Origin of the sequence: Brachybacterium sp. AOP3-A1-3 (assembly GCF_052378285.1) — a bacterium.
Classification (GTDB): Bacteria; Actinomycetota; Actinomycetes; order Actinomycetales; family Dermabacteraceae; genus Brachybacterium.
Genome location: NZ_JBQSXM010000007.1, coordinates 75,561 through 90,802, shown reverse-complemented (window position 1 = coordinate 90,802; position 15,242 = coordinate 75,561). Strand labels below are relative to the sequence as shown.

Sequence of the window (15,242 nt, the reverse complement as noted above, 5' to 3'; positions counted from 1 at the left end):
TTCGAACGTCCTCCGCGTGAGGTGGAATAGGGGAATGACGATGAGCAGGACGACGAGCGGTGCGGGGCGGAGCCCGAGCGAGGGGATCCGTCTGCTCGGACCCGACCTGGCCGCCCTCCCGGCGGTCCTCCCCGCCGGGGAGCTCGACGGCCCGCAGCAGGACGCGCTGGAGCTGCTGCTCGGTGGGGCCGACGTCATGGTGCACGGCGGGCCCGCGAGCGGGCGCACGACGCTCGCCCTCGCGGCCGCGGCGCAGGCCGGGGAGAGGACTCTGCTGCTGGCGCCGCGACGCCAGGCCGCCGGGCGCCTGCGCGACGCCCTCGCCGTGCACGGGGCCGGCGAGGTGCGGGCGATGACGCCGCCCGCCCTCGGCCACGCCCTCCTGAGGGCCGACGCCCTCTCCCGCGGTCTCGGCGAGCCGACCCTGGTCACCGGGGCGGAGCAGGACTCCCTGCTGGCGGAGCTGATCGCCGGACGGGAGAGCTGGAACCTCGACGTCGATCCGGGAGCCCGCACCCTGCCCGGCTTCCGCACCGAGCTGCGCGACCTCATCACCCGCGCCACGGAGCTCGGGCTGGCGCCGGGCGATCTGGACCGCCTCGGTCGTGAGCGCGGCAGGCCCGCCTGGTGCGACGCCGCGGCGATCCTGCGCGACTACCTCGGTGTGCTCGACCTCGAGGCCTCTGCTGCTCTGGATGCCGGGCCCCGCCTGGACTCCGGGGGCCTGGTGCGCCGCGCCGTCCGCCTGCTCGAGGACCCCCGGACCGCGGCCCCCTTCGACACCGTGGTGGTCGACGACGCCCAGGACCTCACCACCGCCGGCGTCGCCCTCGTGGCGGCGCTCGCCGCGGCCGGGTCGAGCGTGATGATCTGCAGCAGCCCGGACTCCGCGGTGGATACCTTCCGCGGCGCCCTGCCGGATGCCGCGGACCGACTGCGCGATCTCCTGCGTCGGCCGCTGTCCGAGATCACCCTCACCGGTTCCCCGGGGATCGCCCCGGGCATCGTGGCCGGGGTCGACTCCCTGCGCGGCCGGCTCCCGCTGGCCGGCGCCACGGCGGACTCCCGCCGCCCCCGAGCGGCCGACGGCCCCGGGATCGCCGTGCTCCAGGCCGACGACCCGCTCGATGAGGCGCGCCTGATCGGCTCCGCCCTGCGCGATCTGCACCACCGCGAGCAGATCGACTACGACGACATGGCCGTGGTGTGCCGCTCCGGCTCCGCCGTCGCCGACGTCGCCGATCTGCTCTCCCGCACCGGTCTGCCCGTGCGCGTGCCGCGCCGACCCCAGCCCCTGCGGGAGGTGCCGGTCATCGCGGACCTCCTCACAGTCCTGGAGGTCGGACTCGCTCCGGAGGGGACTCCCGTGGACCCCCAGGTGGCCGGTGACCTGCTGCGCGGTCCCTTCGGCGACGCGGACACGCTGCGGCTGCGGCGCATCCGGCGCCTCCTGCTGAGCGCGCAGCGCTCCCTGGACCCCGCCTCGGAGATCCCCAGCGACCAGTTGCTCGCGCGGGCGCTCGTGGAGCCGGAGGTCCCCGGCCTCCCGGACCCCGAGGACCGGGACCGCGCCGCCGCCCCGGTGCATCGGGTGCGCGCGATGATCCGGGCCGTGCGCGACCATCGCACGGCCGATGCCGAACAGATCATCTGGGCGGCCTGGGACGCCGCAGCGCTCGCCGGTGGCTGGCGCCGGGCGGCGCTCGGGGCCCCGGGCGATGTCGACGGGGCCCGTGCACGGCTCGCCGGTTCCCGACTGGATGCGCTGCTCGAGCTGTTCGCCGCGGCCGAGCGGCTCACCGCGCGCCGCCCCGGTGCGGGGGCCCTCGACCTCGTCGAGCAGATCCGCTCGCAGGCCGTCGTCGAGGACACGCTGGCCCCCGCCGCTGCCCCGCGCGGCCGGATCGCGGTGCTCACCCCCGCACAGATCGCCGGCGAGCATCGCGACACCGTCGTGCTCGCCCGGCTCCAGGAGGGGGCCTGGCCCGACCTGCGCCTGCGCTCGACGCTGTTCGGGGCGGCCGAGCTCTCCCTGCTGGCCGCCGCCCGGCCGGGCGCGGAGCTGCCCTCGGATCCCGAGTCGCTGCGGGCCATCCAGCGCAGCCAGGTGATCGCCGACGAGCTGCGGCTCGCGATCAGCGCCATGGCCCGGGCCAGCACCCGGGTGCTGGTCACCGCCGTCCAGGACGAGCAGCTCGAGCCGTCGGCCCTGCACGAGGCGATCGCGTCGCTCGCGGCGCGCGCCGGCGAGCCCTGGATCGACCTCGACCGGCTCCGTCAGGACCCGGGCCCGGCCCCTGATGCCCGACAGCTGGTCGCGGCGCTGCGCCGCAGGCTCCATGACGAGGACCCGCAGCGTGCGCACGATGCGGCGCTGGCCCTGCACGCCCTCTCGCGCGCTGGCGCGCCCGGGACGGATCCGAGCAGCTGGTACCACCAGGATCCCAGCAGCACCGCGCCGTTGCACGACGAGGGCTCCGTCATCGGCCTGTCCCCGTCGGCCCTCGAACGGGCGGTGGACTGCCCGCAGTCGTGGCTCATGGAGCGCGCCGGCGGCACCCGCTCCGGCGGGCCCGCGCAGCTCATCGGCACCGCACTGCACCATCTCGCGCAGATCCATCCGCAGGGCCCCGAGGGCGGGGCCGAGGACCTGCTCGAGGAGCTGCACACCCTGCTGCGATCGGTGCCCGGCACCGAGACCTGGTCCGGGCGCCGCCGGGTGCGCCGGGCCGAGGACGCCGCGCGCCTGCTCGCCGAGCATCTGCGCACCGCGCCCGAGGCGCTCGCCGTCGAGGTCCCCTTCGAGGTGGACCTCGGGCGGGTACGGCTGCGCGGCAGCATCGACCGGATCGAGGGGGATGCGACCGGACTGCGGGTCGTGGACCTGAAATCGGGGAAGAACGCGAAGTCCGCGGCCGCTGCGCAGGACGACCTCCAGCTGGCCGCCTACCAGGCCGCGGTACGTGACGGCGCGCTCGCCGAGCAGCTCGGGGACGACGCCCCGGAGCGGCTGAACGGGGCCCAGCTGGTCTACGTCGGCACCGGCGGGAAGAAGGCCGCCGTGCGCACCCAGATCGCGTTGGGCCAGGCGGAGGACCCTGCCTGGTTCGACTCCCTCGTCGCCCAGGTCTCCGAGGACGTCGCCGGCCGCGCGGTCACCGCACGCCTGAACTCCCATTGCTCCCACTGCGCCGTGCGCAGCAGCTGCCCGCTGCAGCCCGAAGGAGGCCAGCTATGACAGAGCACATCGGCCCCGAGCCCACCAGCCCCGGGCGGCTCAGCGCAGGGACCCTCGCCGCCCTGCTGGACCAGCCCCCGCCCACGCCCGAGCAGGTCGCCGTCATCGAAGCCCCGCTGGCACCGATGCTGGTCGTGGCCGGCGCCGGCTCCGGGAAGACGGAGACGATGGCCTCGCGGGTGGTGTGGCTGATCGCCAACGCGATCGTCGAGCCGCGCCAGGTGCTCGGGCTGACGTTCACCCGCAAGGCCGCCCACGAGCTCTCCGCCCGGATCTCCGCCCGGCTGACCGCCCTGGCCGCCGCGATGCGCGCCGAGGGCCTCACGCTGCCGCCCGGGCTCGAACGCGGCCACGACGAGCTGGTGGGGCAGCGCCCCCTGGTGCACACCTACAACGGCTTCGCCCTGGACCTGGTGCGCGAGCACGCCCTCGCCGTCGGCATCGACCCCGAGCTGACCATGATGTCGACCTCGGCGTCCTGGCAGCTCGCGCACTCGATCGTCGAGGGCTGGGACGACTCGCTGGACCTCGAGGCCTCGCCGGCCACGCTCACCGCCGCCCTGCTGTCGCTGACCTCCTCGATCGCCGACCACCTCGTGACCCCCGAGCAGCTGCGCGAGCATCTCCAGGAGATCCACGACCACCTCGGCGGGATCCCGCTCCAGGTCGAAGGACGCCGACGCACCACACCCAAGGCCGTCGCCTCCGTGCTCACCTCCCTCGAGTCCCGCCTCGCCCTGATCCCGCTGCTCGAGCGCTTCGCCCAGCTGCGGACCGACAGCTCCGCCCTGGACTTCGCCGACCAGGTCTCCCTCGCGGCCCGGGTGGCGCGCGAGGTGCCCGCCGCGAGCGCGCTCGCCCGACGCATGCACCGCGTGGTCCTGCTCGACGAGTTCCAGGACACCTCCGTCGCCCAGCTGCAGATGCTCACGGACCTGTTCGGCCCCGGGCATGCCGCGTGCGCGGTCGGGGATCCCCAGCAGGCCATCTACGGGTGGCGCGGCGCGTCGGCGGCCTCCCTCGCCGGCTTCGCGACGACGTTCGCCACCCCGGAGCAGCCCGTGCTGCAGCGCACCCTGTCCACCTCCTGGCGCAACGACCAGGCCGTGCTCGCCGTGGCGAACACTCTGGCCGCGCCGTTGCGCTCGGCCGACGCCGGACTCACCATCCCCGAGCTCCAGGCCCGCCCCGGCGCCGGTGAGGGCGCCGCGGAGATCCTCGAGGCCTCCGACGAACGGGCGGAGGCGCGCGCCATCGCCGACTGGATCCTCGCCCGCCGCGCCGAGATCTCCGAGGCGGTGCCCGCCGGGGCGGACGGGGCAGACCGCGCAGGGGGCTCGGCAGAGGCTGCGGAGCAGGCGTCGGCCGCCGTGCTGGTGCGCGCCCGCCGCCAGATCCCCGCCCTCGTCGAGGGGCTCGAGGAGCGCGGCCTCGCGGTCCACGTGGTCGGCCTCGGCGGGCTCCTGCATCGCCCCGAGGTGGCCGACGTGCGCGCCGTGCTGCAGTGCGCGCACGACCCGGGGCGCGGTGACGCCCTCATGCGCCTGCTCACCGGGCCGCGCTTCCGGCTAGGAGCCCGTGACCTCTCCGTGCTGGGCCGGTGGCGGGACCGGATGGGCTCACGCCTGCGCCGCACGGCCGACGCCCCCGGCGGCGAGGACGAGGCCGAGTCCGTCTCGCTCGTCGACGCCGTCGACGATCTCCCGCCCGACGGCTGGACCGACCCGTCGGGGCGCTCCCTGTCCACGTCCGGCCGGGACCGGCTCCGGCAGATCCAGCAGCTCCTGAGGGAGATGCGGCGTCTGCTGCCCCTGCCCCTGCCGGACCTCGTGACGGCCGCCGTGCGGGTCCTGGACGTGGACCTCACCCTGCTCGCCGCCGACCCCGGCTCGAGCGTCCTGGCGGACCTCGAAGCGCTGCGCGACCACGCCGCCGCCTTCGACCGCACCGCCCAGCGCGGCGGGCTCGGCGCCTATCTCGACCTGCTCGAGATCAGCGAGGACGAGGAAGCAGGGCTCGCCGTGTCCGCCTCACCCGAGCACACCGAGGAGGAGGGAGACGCCGGCGCGGTGACCATCGTGACCATGCACTCCGCGAAGGGCCTGGAGTGGGACCTGGTGGCCGTGGCCGGTCTCACCGAGGGCTCCGTGCCCTCCTACGACCTGCGCCGAGCGAAGACCGACGAGACGGGCCGGGTGCGGGTTCCGGACAACGGGTGGCTGGACAAGCTCGCGTCGGCGTCGGTCCCCACCGCGCTGCGCGGCGACGCGGACACCCTGCCCGAGCTGGCCTGGGCCGAGGCGGACACCCAGGTCGATGCCGAGGGGCTCATCGAGGACTACCGCTTCGCCCAGGGCGAGGAGTCCCTGCGCGAGGACCGACGGCTCATGTACGTCTCGGTCACCCGGGCCCGCCGGCGCCTGCTGCTGACCTCCGCCGCCTGGCGCGCAGGGCTGACCACCGCGCGCCCCCGCTCGCGCTACCTGGTCGAGATCCACGACCTGGTCCCCGAGCAGTTCCGCTCCGTCCAGGAGGTGCCCGAGACCAACCCGCTGGAGTCGGAGCGGCCTCAGGCGCAGTGGCCGCCACCGCCGGGGGAGCCCGAGCGGCGTCGTGCCCGCGCCGCCGGGATGATCGAGGGGATCACGGAGGATCTGGTGCCAGGGAGGTCGGCGCCGGAGGTCACGGACCCGGCTCTCGCCGAGACCGTGCGGCGGGCGATCGACGATCTCGAGCAGCAGGCCGCGCCTGCGCTCGTGCACTCCCCGCCGCGGCTGTCCGCCTCCCAGGTCGTGCACCAGGCCCAGGACCCGCGGGGCGCGGCGATCGACCTGCTGCGGCCCCTGCCGCGCCGGCCGTCACCGGCAGCCGCCCGGGGGACCGCCTTCCACGCCTGGCTCGAGTCCCGCTACGACAGCACCGCGCTGCTGGATCTGGAGGACGTCCTGGACTTCGGGGAGGACGAAGGGCCGCACCGTGATGACCTCGCCCTGCGGGAGGCCTTCGACGCCTCGCAGTGGGCGCATCGCACCCCGATCGCCGTCGAATATCCGGTCCAGACCAGAGTGGGGGAGATCGCCGTGCGGGGCGTCATCGACGCGGTGTTCGAGGACCCTGACAGCCCTGACAGCCCTGACAACGAGGCTCCCGACGCTCGGGGCGTCATCATCGTGGACTGGAAGACGGGCCGGGTGCCGCGGCCCGCTCAGCTGCGGGAACGAGCCCTCCAGCTGTCGCTGTACCGGCTGGCCTGGCACGAGCGCACGGGCCTCCCGCTGGAGCGGATCCGCACGGCATTCCACTTCGTGGCCGACGACGTCACCCACGAGGTGCAGCGCCATCCGTCCCGCGAACGGATCGCGGAGATGCTCACCGGGGGCTGATCGCGCCCGGGTGCGTCGTGCTCAGGCGTGCTCTTCGCGGGAGCCCGTGTCCTCGCGGGAGCGCATCTCCTCGTAGGCGCGCTCGGCCTCGTCGCGTGCGAGCTGCGCGAGATCGGCATCGAGGTCGGCGATCATGCCGCGGGCATCGGAGACGATCGAGTCGTCGCCGGTCTCCAGCCCGTGGGTGAGCCACTCGGCGACCGCGAACTCGCCGAGCGCCTGGGCCCTCTCCACCAGACGCGGGTGCGGCGCGGTGGGAAGCTCGTCGCGGTAGGCGGCGTAGAGGTCGTCGAAACGCTCGGGGTCCAGGGAGGAGATCAGCCAGGCCAGGTCCGAGGCGGCATCCGCGACCCGGGAGGAGGACCAGTCGCGCACGGCGCTGACGTCGTCACCGGAGGCGAAGAGGCTCTCCTCGGAGAGGTCGCCGTGGATGAACTGTGCCGTGATGTCCCACAGCTCCTGGTCGTCCAGCAGGGCCTCCCAGCGCTGGGAGACGGCCGCCGGGAGATGTCCGCTCTCTGCGGCCGTGGCGATGCGGGTGCGGTGCTCGGCATGGAGCACCTCGGGAGTGAAGGACTCCACACCAGCGGCTTCGGCCGCATAGCGCGGGACGGTGTGGATGCGGGCCAGGACCCGGCCCAGCGAGCGGGCGAGCTCGGGGGATCGCTGGAGATCCTCGAGCATCAGCGGCCGGCCCACCGGGGCCTCGGTGACCGCGGCGCGGCCTCCCTCGGAGAGCTTCACGAATCCCAGCACCGGAGGGATGATGCCGTGCAGCGGGGTCCCGGACAGGGCGTCCGCCACCTTCAGATCGCGTTCGAGGCGCACGCCGGAGGCGGTCGAGGCGGGGGAGAGGACCATGACCCGGCGACCCTGCTCGCCGATGACCCCGGCGACGTCGAGATCATCGATCGGGGTCGCGATCGGGGTGGTCCTGACCGGGATCAGACCGGGGACCGTCGCCGCGGCGAGAGCAGCCAGGGAATACGAGTTGCGATGCACGCGTCCACCGTACCCGGGTGGTCGGCCCGATCCACGTAGGCTTCCGGGTATGGCGAATCTCCGCGGCCCGCATCTGCACACCCCACTGACCCTCCTCAGCTCCGACCGGGACGCGCTCAGCCGCGTCGACCCGGCGATGGTCGCCCCCGGCGACGACGCCAGGTACCTGGTCTCGCGGGCGGGCGAGACGGCCTTCCAGGAAGGGGCGGACGGCTCTCTCCAGCTCGCCCTGGAGACCGCGGACCCCCGGGCCGGCGGCACCCAGCCGCTCGTGCTGCTGGGCGTACGGGACGGGCTGCGGATCCTCGCCGTCGAGATCCTCGAGACCAGTGCCGAGATCGACGATCCCGGCCGTGATCTCCGCGACCTCCGGCGCATCGCCGACCAGCTCGATCCGGCGGACGCCGACCTCGCCCTGACCGCGGTGGCCATGGGTGCCTGGCACCGGTCGATGCGGCACTGCCCCCTGTGCGGCGCTCTGCTCGAGGCCGAGGTGGGCGGCTGGGTGCTGCGCTGCCGCGACGACGGCTCCGAGCATTTCCCGCGCACCGACGCGGCCGTCATCATGGCGGTGCGCGACAGCGAGGACCGACTGCTCCTGGCCCGCAACGCGAACTTCCGCAGCCGCTTCTACTCGGTCCTGGCGGGCTTCGTCGAGCCGGGTGAGAGCCTCGAGAACGCCGTGGCCCGCGAGGTCGCCGAGGAGGTCGGGGTCACGGTCGAGGAGGTCGAGTACGTCGGCAGCCAGCCCTGGCCCTTCCCCCGCTCCCTCATGCTCGGCTACCGGGCCTGGGTCCCCGGAGCGGTGGAGCTCACACTCCAGGAGGACGAGATCGCCGAGGCGCGCTGGTTCACCCGCGAGGAGCTCGCCGCGGCGCTCGAGGCCGAGGAGATCGAGCTCCCGGGCAATGCCTCCCTCGGCCGTGCGCTGATCGACGACTGGTACGGCCGCTCCGCCCAGGCGTGAGGGACTCGCCATCCACAGCGGTGCCCGGAACGTCGGCCGCCGCTGGCAGGATGGCACCGATGACCGAACCAGCCCTGCCCCTCACCCCGACGACCCCCACCCCGGGCGACGCCGAGAGCATCCTCGCGGCGCTCGACCCGGAGCAGCGTGAGGTCGCCAGCACCTTCGGTGTGCCCCTGTGCGTCCTCGCCGGTGCGGGCACGGGCAAGACCCGCGCCATCACCCACCGCATCGCGTACGGGGTGGCCACGGGGCAGCTGAACCCGCGCCACGTGCTCGCGGTGACCTTCACCGCGAAGGCCGCCGCGGAGATGCGCTCGCGGCTGCGGGACCTCGGGGTGCCTGCCGTGCAGGCGCGCACCTTCCATTCCGCCGCCCTGCGCCAGCTGCGCCACTTCTGGCCTCGAGTGGTCGGCGGGCCCGTCCCGGAGATCATGGCGAACAAGTTCGCCGGCGTCGGCGAGGCCTGCCAGCGCCTGCATCTGAGCGTGGATCGGGCGGCGCTGCGGGACATCGTCTCCGAGGTGGAGTGGTCCCGGGTCACGATGCTCACCCCGGAGTCGTACCCCGAGGCGGCCGCCGCGGCGAAGCGTCCCGGCGTCGCGGGCTTCGACTCGCGGTCCATCTCCCGGATCCTCACCCAGTACGAGGAGGTCAAGAAGGAGCGCGGGGTCATCGACTTCGAGGACGTCCTGCTGCACCTCGTGGGCTTCCTCTCCGAACGGGCCGACGTCGCCCGCGAGATCCGCGGCCAGTACAAGCACTTCGTCGTCGACGAGTACCAGGACGTCTCCGCGCTCCAGCACACCCTGCTGCGGCTCTGGCTCGGGACCGGCGACGACCTCTGCGTCGTCGGCGACGCGGCCCAGACGATCTACACCTTCGCCGGCGCGCGCGCCTCCTACCTGCTGGGGTTCCGCAGCGAGTTCAAACGGGCCCGCACCATCCGGCTCGAGCGCAACTACCGCTCCACCCCGCAGATCGTGCGCCTGGCCAACACCGTCCTGGACGGCGCCCGCGGGCGCACCCGCGACAACCGGCTCACCCTGGTCGCCCAGCGGGAGGACGGCCCTCCACCGCTGGTGGAGTCCTTCCCCGACGACCCGGCGGAGGCCGACGGCATCGCCGACCGCATCGGGGCCCTGATCGCGGAGGGCCGCTCCGCCGCGGAGATCGCGATCCTGTTCCGCACCAACAGCCAGTCCGAGGCGTTCGAGCAGGCGCTCACGGCCCGGGGCATCGGCTACCTGGTGCGCGGCGGCGACCGCTTCTTCGAGCGCCAGGAGGTGCGGCGCGCCATGGTGTCGCTGCGGGCCGCCACCCGGGTCGAGCAGCTCGACCCGGGCCGCGCCGTGCGCGACATCCTCTCGCAGCAGGGTTGGTCCGAGACGGCCCCGGAGACCACCGGAGCGGTCCGGGACCGCTGGGACTCCCTGAACGCCCTCGTGGGGCTCGCGGACACCGTCACCGCCCGGCCCGGCGCCACGATGACCGATCTGGTCCGCGAGCTCGAGGAGCGCGCCGAGGCACAGTCGGCGCCGGTGGTCGACGGCGTGGCCCTCGCCTCCGTGCACGCCGCGAAGGGTCTCGAGTGGCCCGTCGTGTTCCTGGTGGGAGCGAGCGACGGGCTGATGCCGATCTCGATGGCGTCGACCCCGGCAGAGATCGAGGAGGAACGGCGACTGTTCTACGTGGCCCTCACCCGGGCCCGCGACCTGCTCACCGTGAGCTGGTCCGCGGCCCGCACGCCGGGGGCCCGGGGGAGTCGCCGAGCGTCCCGCTTCCTGGACGGCGCACTCGATCATCCCGACGCCGCCGGGAAGCGTCCGGGGGCCGACGCCCGCCGCACCGGGCGCCGCAGCGCGACCGTCTACTCCGAGTGCCGGGTGTGCTCCCAGGGGCTGATCTCCGCTCGCGAGCAGCGCCTGGGCCGGCACGAAGGGTGCCCTCCCACCGCGGATCCGGCGCTGCTGGAGGCGCTGCGGGCCTGGCGGCTTGATCGGGCGCGAGAGAACGGCGCCCCGGCCTATTCCGTCCTCACCGACGCCGCCCTCGAGGCGCTGGCCGAGCGCCGACCAGGCAGCGAGCGCGAGCTGCTCGCCGTCCCGGGTATCGGCCCCGGCAAGGCGGAGAGGTTCGGCCCAGCGCTCCTCGCGCTCCTCGCCGAGCACCCGGCCTAGAGTTCCGTCGGGCTCTCCCGGGCTCTCCCGGGCTCCTCGCAGAGCCGCGCCGGAAGCACTGAAACCGCAGGTCAAAAAATAGATGTGACTTCTGACGAACGTGTGTAGACTCATGCTCGTCAATCGTCCACGTCGTGGTCCGGGACACCGGGACGCGCGCATTCGAAAGGGGGTGGCCTCAGTGAACATCATCAGGAATCTTGCAGGAGATGGACTGCGCCCCCTCGGCGCGCCCTCCCTTCTGCAGCGCGAACGGGGCTATGCCCCCGCGGTGCCCAGCCTGAGCTGACGAGGCCTCCCCTCGCTGCCGGTGCGGCACCGCCGCCGCACCTCCGCCCGAAAGGGCTCGTCCCCCCGACGATCTTCAAAGCAGCGAGACGATGACTTCTCTACTCACCACATTCCTGAACCCCGCCGACACCGCAGCACATCTGCTGCCGTGCCACGACACGACCGCCGCGGACCTCTTCTTCTCCGAGCGTCCGGCTGATCTGGAGCAGGCCAAGAGCCTGTGCGCCGACTGCCCGCTCCTCCAGGAGTGCCGTCAGGGCGCCCTCGAGCGCGAAGAGCCCTGGGGCGTCTGGGGCGGGTCGATCTTCGATTCCGGCCGCATCATCGCCGTCAAGCGCGGCCGCGGTCGCCCGCGGAAGAACCCCGACCAGAACGCGGCATGAGCACCGTGACGGTCGCAGACCGCCACAGTGATCGCCCGAGCGGTCTCCCACCGCTCGGGACCGCATGCACGAGGGGCGAGACACCGTCATGGTGCCTCGCCCCTCGTCGTGCATCAGGCCGGTCGGATCAGGCTGTCTCCAGTCCCTGATCTCCTACCGCTCGTACCTCGCGGTACGTCGATCAGGAGCTGCAGGACTGCCTGGTCTCCTACCGCTCGTACCTCGCGGTACGTCGATCAGGCCTTGCCCAGGATGCGGTTGAGCTTGGTGCCGCACTCCGGGCACACGGCCTTCGCCATGCGGCGACCGTTGGAGACGACGACGTTGCCCTCGGCCTCCCGCTTCTCGCGGCACTTGACGCAGTAGAACTCTCCGGCATAGGTCTCGTCGGCCATATCCGCTCCTTGTGGGAATCGATGGTGGTGTTCGGTTCCCCGGACGCGCAGCTCTCGCCGCGAGGCCGGGATCGATCCACTGTAACGGGGGGCGGCGGAGGCGCACGAATCGAGAAGGTCCGAACGGGGCGGCCCGTCGCGCGCTTCGGGATCAGGAGGCTCAACGGGGAGCCGAGGAAGTGCGCGCGACGAACCGACATCGGAGGCCCCGTAGGCACGAAGAGGCCTGAAGGGCCGTGGGACCCCGGGGGCGCTCAGCACCACGCGCACCTTCCCCGTGTGCGTCCTGCTAGTTATCCCGGGGTCCCACGTGCAGGGAAACCTAGCCCCTGGGAGCGGCACCGGTCAAAGGGCCGTCGGGGACCGACTGTGGACAACCCCGCAATGGGTGTGGACAGGTTCGGGATGGCGCGGTGGCTACTGTGGAGGAAAGATTGTCTCTGCAGGTCACAGGCTCGAAAGGTTACCGCCTGTGGCGTCGGCTGTGGATGAATATTTTTCGTCCCAGATCGTGCCAGGCTTGTCCCCATGAGTGATCTCGTCCTTCAGGAGAATGTCGCCGGCCCCCGCGGGGAGCGGGTGATGGTGCGTCGTTCGGCGCGACGACGCCGCACGGTGTCGATCAACCGGCGCGACGGGGACCTCGTGATCGCGATCCCCGCGACGTTCAGCGCACGGCAGGAACGGGACTGGGTCACGAAGATGGTCGACCAGCTGGTCAGGAAAGAGGCCCGGACCACGACCACCCGGCGCGGTGATGAGGCTCTCGCCCGGATGGCCCGGGAGGTCAGTGAGGCATATCTCGGGGGCCGGGCGCACCCGGCCTCGGTCACCTGGTCCACCCGCCAGAACCAGCGATGGGGGTCCTGCACGCCGGCCGACGGCACGATCCGGCTCTCGCATCAGCTGCAGGACATGCCCGAGTACGTCGTGCGCTCGGTGATGATGCACGAGCTCGTCCATCTCCTCGTGCCGGGCCACGGCAAGGAGTTCCAACAGCTGATGGCGCTGTACCCGCAGGCGCAGAGGGCGCAGGGCTTCCTGGACGGGTTCTCGTGGGCGAAGAGCCTGCCGTCCCCGGCGCTGGACGACGATCTGGAGCGTGATCCGGAGGGACGAGCGGAGGGTCAGGCCGAGTAGCGGGCCAGGACCGGGGCGAGCGCGTCGAGCTTCGCCGCCATATCGGGCACCGTGCCTGCGGGCAGGTGGGCAGTCGAGCGGGACGGGCCGCCATCCAGGACCGGCCAGGGGACCCAGCGCACCTCGGGGGACTCGTCGCTCGTGGTCAGCGGCGTTGCGGAGGCCGGGGCTGGAGTGCGCAGGAGATACTGCACGTCCCAATGCTCTGCGCAGGCACCGAAGGCCGCATCGAGATGATGGCTGTGCAGGATCGCCGGGCCAGGCCCCACGCGCTCGAGCGTGGACAGACCGATCTCTTCAGCGACCTCGCGACGCGCGGCGAGCTCGAAGCTCCTCTCGCCCGCTTCGAGGTGCCCGCCGGGCTGCACCCAGAAGCCGCCCTTGCGATGCCACACCAGGGCGATGTGCTCGCCGGGGGCGTCGATCACCACGGCGCTCGCCGTGAGATGGCGGGGGCCGCCCTCGCGATAGAGGGCGTTCGGGGAGCTGTGCAGCAGTGCCGCGTACTCCTGGGCCAGCTCGGGGCCGGAGGCGGCGTCGCGGGCGAGCTGCAGCTCCGCGAACGCCGCCTCGAGGGGATCAGCGCTCATCGGGGGAGTCAGGCTCCTCGTCATCGCCGGGGTTCTCCTCATCGGAGGTCCCTTCACCGGAGTTCTCGCCGCCGTGAGGGCTGCCGCTGTCGTGAGGGCTTCCGCCGTCGGCGTCCGGGCGCAGACCGCCCTGCTCGTCCTCCCGGGGGACGGAACCGGAATCGGCCCCGCTGAGGAGCCGCTCGAGCTCCGCATCGAAGTCCGTGGGGATCTCCACGTCGGCCATGCCATCGGGAGCGTCCTCCGCAGCGCCCTGCGGGGGCTGCGGGGCCTGCGGCCGGCCGGAGAGCACCTCGGTGGTGGGCAGGAGATCAGGATGGTCCCAGGTCGCCTCGCGGCCCTGCTCACCCTCTGTGGCCAGCACGCTGTCCCACCAGGTGAGGGCTTCGCGCACGCGCCGGGGGCGCAGTTCGATACCGATCGTCCGGGCCAGCATCTGCTCGGCGGGGCCACCGGCGGCGCGGCGACGGCGCAGCACCTCGCGCATCGCCTCGAGCTCCGGGAGCTTCCCCTCGAGCGCCTTCGTCGTGACGTGGTCGACCCACGACTCGATCAGCGCCAAGGTCGTCGCGAGCTCCTCGAGCGCGCGCTCCTGGGAGGCCCGACGGGTGAACACGAACATCTCCTCGGGGCGTCGGGCCTGCATGGCCTGGGGGTCGGAGAGGTCCAGGTCCCGCACCATCTCGTCGAGGGCGTCGAGATCCAGGGTGATGCCGCGGGCGAAGTCCTCGATCGCGGAGAACAGCGCCTTGCCCAGCCACGGGGCCGCGCTGAACAGGGCGGTGTGGGCGATCTCGCGGGTGGCGAGGAAGATCCGTGCGGCGGAGGGATCCAGGGTGTGCGACGAGATCAGGTCGTCGACGTTCGCGGCGACCAGCGCCGGCTCGCCGTCACGGCCCAGGGGCAGCGACAGGTCGGTGGTGCCCGAGACCTCGCGGGCCAGGGAGCCGATCGCGTGGCCGAACTGGACGCCGAACATCGTGCCGCCGATGCGCTCCATCATGCCGGCGGGATCGCCGGGCAGCCCGGAGGCGTTCCCGCCCATCGCGGAGAGGTCTCCCATCTCGCCCATCTGCGAGGCGATGGCCTCACCGATCGCTCCGGCCATGTACTTCGCGACGGGCTCGACGATGGTCTTCCAATGCGGCAGCGTCCGATGCAGCCAAGTGCCGCGGCTGAACACGGCGAGATCGGCCGTGGGCACGTCGAAGGCGATCACGGGGTCCAGCCACAGCCGCGCGACCTGGGCGGCCTGGCGCAGATCGTGGATCTGGGCGTCGGTCGGATTGGGGTCCCCGGGGGTGCCGGTGGGCTCCGGTGCGCCGGGGACGCCAGCCATGCCGGCGGCGGTCCGCCGGGCGATGTCCTCGGCCATCTGCCAGTTCACCGGGTTGTCGCCCTGGGCGGCGAACATGCTCTGCATCTGCGCGGCGGCGGCGCGCAACTGCGCAGGGTCCTGGGGCAGGTTCGCCTGTTCGGCGAGCGCCGACAGGTCCAGCCCGTCGAGGGCGCCTTCGGGGAGCGCGTCCCCGAAGGTCTCCTTGAGGAAGCGCTTGAGCGTCTCCTCGTCCATATCGCCGGGTCCACCCGGGATCGGATCAGTGTTCATGGCCACCTCCAGCAGTCCGTGGGCGCCCAGCGTACCGAGACCATCCGGGAACAGGGTGAAGGCT

The 15,242-nt window shown here is 73.0% G+C and carries 10 protein-coding genes; 6 read left to right on the top strand and 4 right to left on the bottom strand.

From position 1 onward, the window contains the following. Positions 1–40: 40 nt before the first annotated feature. Both ACT3T5_RS11320 and ACT3T5_RS11315 read left to right on the top strand, forming a co-directional pair. A complete protein-coding gene (locus ACT3T5_RS11320; RefSeq protein WP_444594371.1) occupies positions 41–3,238 on the top strand; it encodes a PD-(D/E)XK nuclease family protein in 3,198 nt (1,065 codons plus the stop codon). Continuing rightward, positions 3,235–6,621 (top strand): ATP-dependent helicase, encoded by a 3,387-nt coding sequence (locus tag ACT3T5_RS11315; RefSeq protein WP_444594370.1) that lies wholly within the window; start codon positions 3,235–3,237, stop codon positions 6,619–6,621. Before ACT3T5_RS11320 ends, ACT3T5_RS11315 begins: the two co-directional genes overlap by 4 nt. A gap of 21 nt (positions 6,622–6,642) precedes the next feature. Here ACT3T5_RS11315 and ACT3T5_RS11310 read toward each other — a convergent pair whose 3' ends face one another. Further along, on the bottom strand, positions 6,643–7,623 hold the full coding sequence (locus ACT3T5_RS11310) for a phosphotransferase (RefSeq protein ID WP_444578720.1): 981 nt from the start codon (positions 7,621–7,623) through the stop codon (positions 6,643–6,645). 49 nt (positions 7,624–7,672) lie between these two features. Here ACT3T5_RS11310 and nudC point away from each other — a divergent pair, with 49 nt between their 5' ends. The 3 genes from nudC to ACT3T5_RS11295 all read left to right on the top strand — a co-directional run bounded on the left by nudC (position 7,673) and on the right by ACT3T5_RS11295 (position 11,444). Beyond that, positions 7,673–8,590, top strand: coding sequence for an NAD(+) diphosphatase (gene nudC / locus ACT3T5_RS11305; protein WP_444578721.1), 918 nt, complete (start codon positions 7,673–7,675; stop codon positions 8,588–8,590). Positions 8,591–8,649: 59 nt separating this feature from the next. After that, positions 8,650–10,770 (top strand): ATP-dependent DNA helicase UvrD2, encoded by a 2,121-nt coding sequence (locus ACT3T5_RS11300; RefSeq protein WP_444578722.1) that lies wholly within the window; start codon positions 8,650–8,652, stop codon positions 10,768–10,770. A gap of 380 nt (positions 10,771–11,150) precedes the next feature. Further along, a complete protein-coding gene (locus tag ACT3T5_RS11295; RefSeq protein WP_444578723.1) occupies positions 11,151–11,444 on the top strand; it encodes a WhiB family transcriptional regulator in 294 nt (97 codons plus the stop codon). 236 nt (positions 11,445–11,680) lie between these two features. Here the strand turns inward: ACT3T5_RS11295 and ACT3T5_RS11290 are convergent, their stop codons facing one another. Then, positions 11,681–11,839: a DUF5679 domain-containing protein gene (locus ACT3T5_RS11290; protein ID WP_010551122.1), complete on the bottom strand. Its 159-nt coding sequence runs from the start codon at positions 11,837–11,839 to the stop codon at positions 11,681–11,683. A 528-nt stretch (positions 11,840–12,367) separates the two neighbouring features. On the opposite strand from ACT3T5_RS11290, the gene ACT3T5_RS11285 reads away from it, so the two are divergent. Then, complete coding sequence (locus ACT3T5_RS11285; RefSeq protein ID WP_444578724.1) at positions 12,368–12,979, top strand: M48 metallopeptidase family protein; 612 nt, start codon at positions 12,368–12,370, stop codon at positions 12,977–12,979. Here the strand turns inward: ACT3T5_RS11285 and ACT3T5_RS11280 are convergent. Together ACT3T5_RS11280 and ACT3T5_RS11275 are read right to left on the bottom strand one after the other, a co-directional pair. After that, on the bottom strand, positions 12,967–13,569 hold the full coding sequence (locus tag ACT3T5_RS11280) for an NUDIX hydrolase (RefSeq protein WP_444578725.1): 603 nt from the start codon (positions 13,567–13,569) through the stop codon (positions 12,967–12,969). The two genes, ACT3T5_RS11285 and ACT3T5_RS11280, sit on opposite strands and share 13 nt — an antisense overlap. Then, positions 13,559–15,178 (bottom strand): zinc-dependent metalloprotease, encoded by a 1,620-nt coding sequence (locus ACT3T5_RS11275; protein WP_444594369.1) that lies wholly within the window; start codon positions 15,176–15,178, stop codon positions 13,559–13,561. The genes ACT3T5_RS11280 and ACT3T5_RS11275 overlap by 11 nt, the downstream gene beginning before the upstream one ends. Positions 15,179–15,242 lie beyond the last annotated feature (64 nt).

What these genes read in the sequence shown, in the direction of transcription:
- ACT3T5_RS11280 (WP_444578725.1), bottom strand. Translation starts at nt 13,569, where the DNA reads ATGAGCGCTGATCCCCTCGAGGCGGCGTTCGCGGAGCTGCAGCTCGCC.
- ACT3T5_RS11290 (WP_010551122.1), bottom strand. Translation starts at nt 11,839, where the DNA reads ATGGCCGACGAGACCTATGCCGGAGAGTTCTACTGCGTCAAGTGCCGC.
- ACT3T5_RS11275 (WP_444594369.1), bottom strand. Translation starts at nt 15,178, where the DNA reads ATGAACACTGATCCGATCCCGGGTGGACCCGGCGATATGGACGAGGAG.
- nudC (WP_444578721.1), top strand. Translation starts at nt 7,673, where the DNA reads ATGGCGAATCTCCGCGGCCCGCATCTGCACACCCCACTGACCCTCCTC.
- ACT3T5_RS11285 (WP_444578724.1), top strand. Translation starts at nt 12,368, where the DNA reads ATGAGTGATCTCGTCCTTCAGGAGAATGTCGCCGGCCCCCGCGGGGAG.
- ACT3T5_RS11295 (WP_444578723.1), top strand. Translation starts at nt 11,151, where the DNA reads ATGACTTCTCTACTCACCACATTCCTGAACCCCGCCGACACCGCAGCA.
- ACT3T5_RS11315 (WP_444594370.1), top strand. Translation starts at nt 3,235, where the DNA reads ATGACAGAGCACATCGGCCCCGAGCCCACCAGCCCCGGGCGGCTCAGC.
- ACT3T5_RS11320 (WP_444594371.1), top strand. Translation starts at nt 41, where the DNA reads ATGAGCAGGACGACGAGCGGTGCGGGGCGGAGCCCGAGCGAGGGGATC.
- ACT3T5_RS11300 (WP_444578722.1), top strand. Translation starts at nt 8,650, where the DNA reads ATGACCGAACCAGCCCTGCCCCTCACCCCGACGACCCCCACCCCGGGC.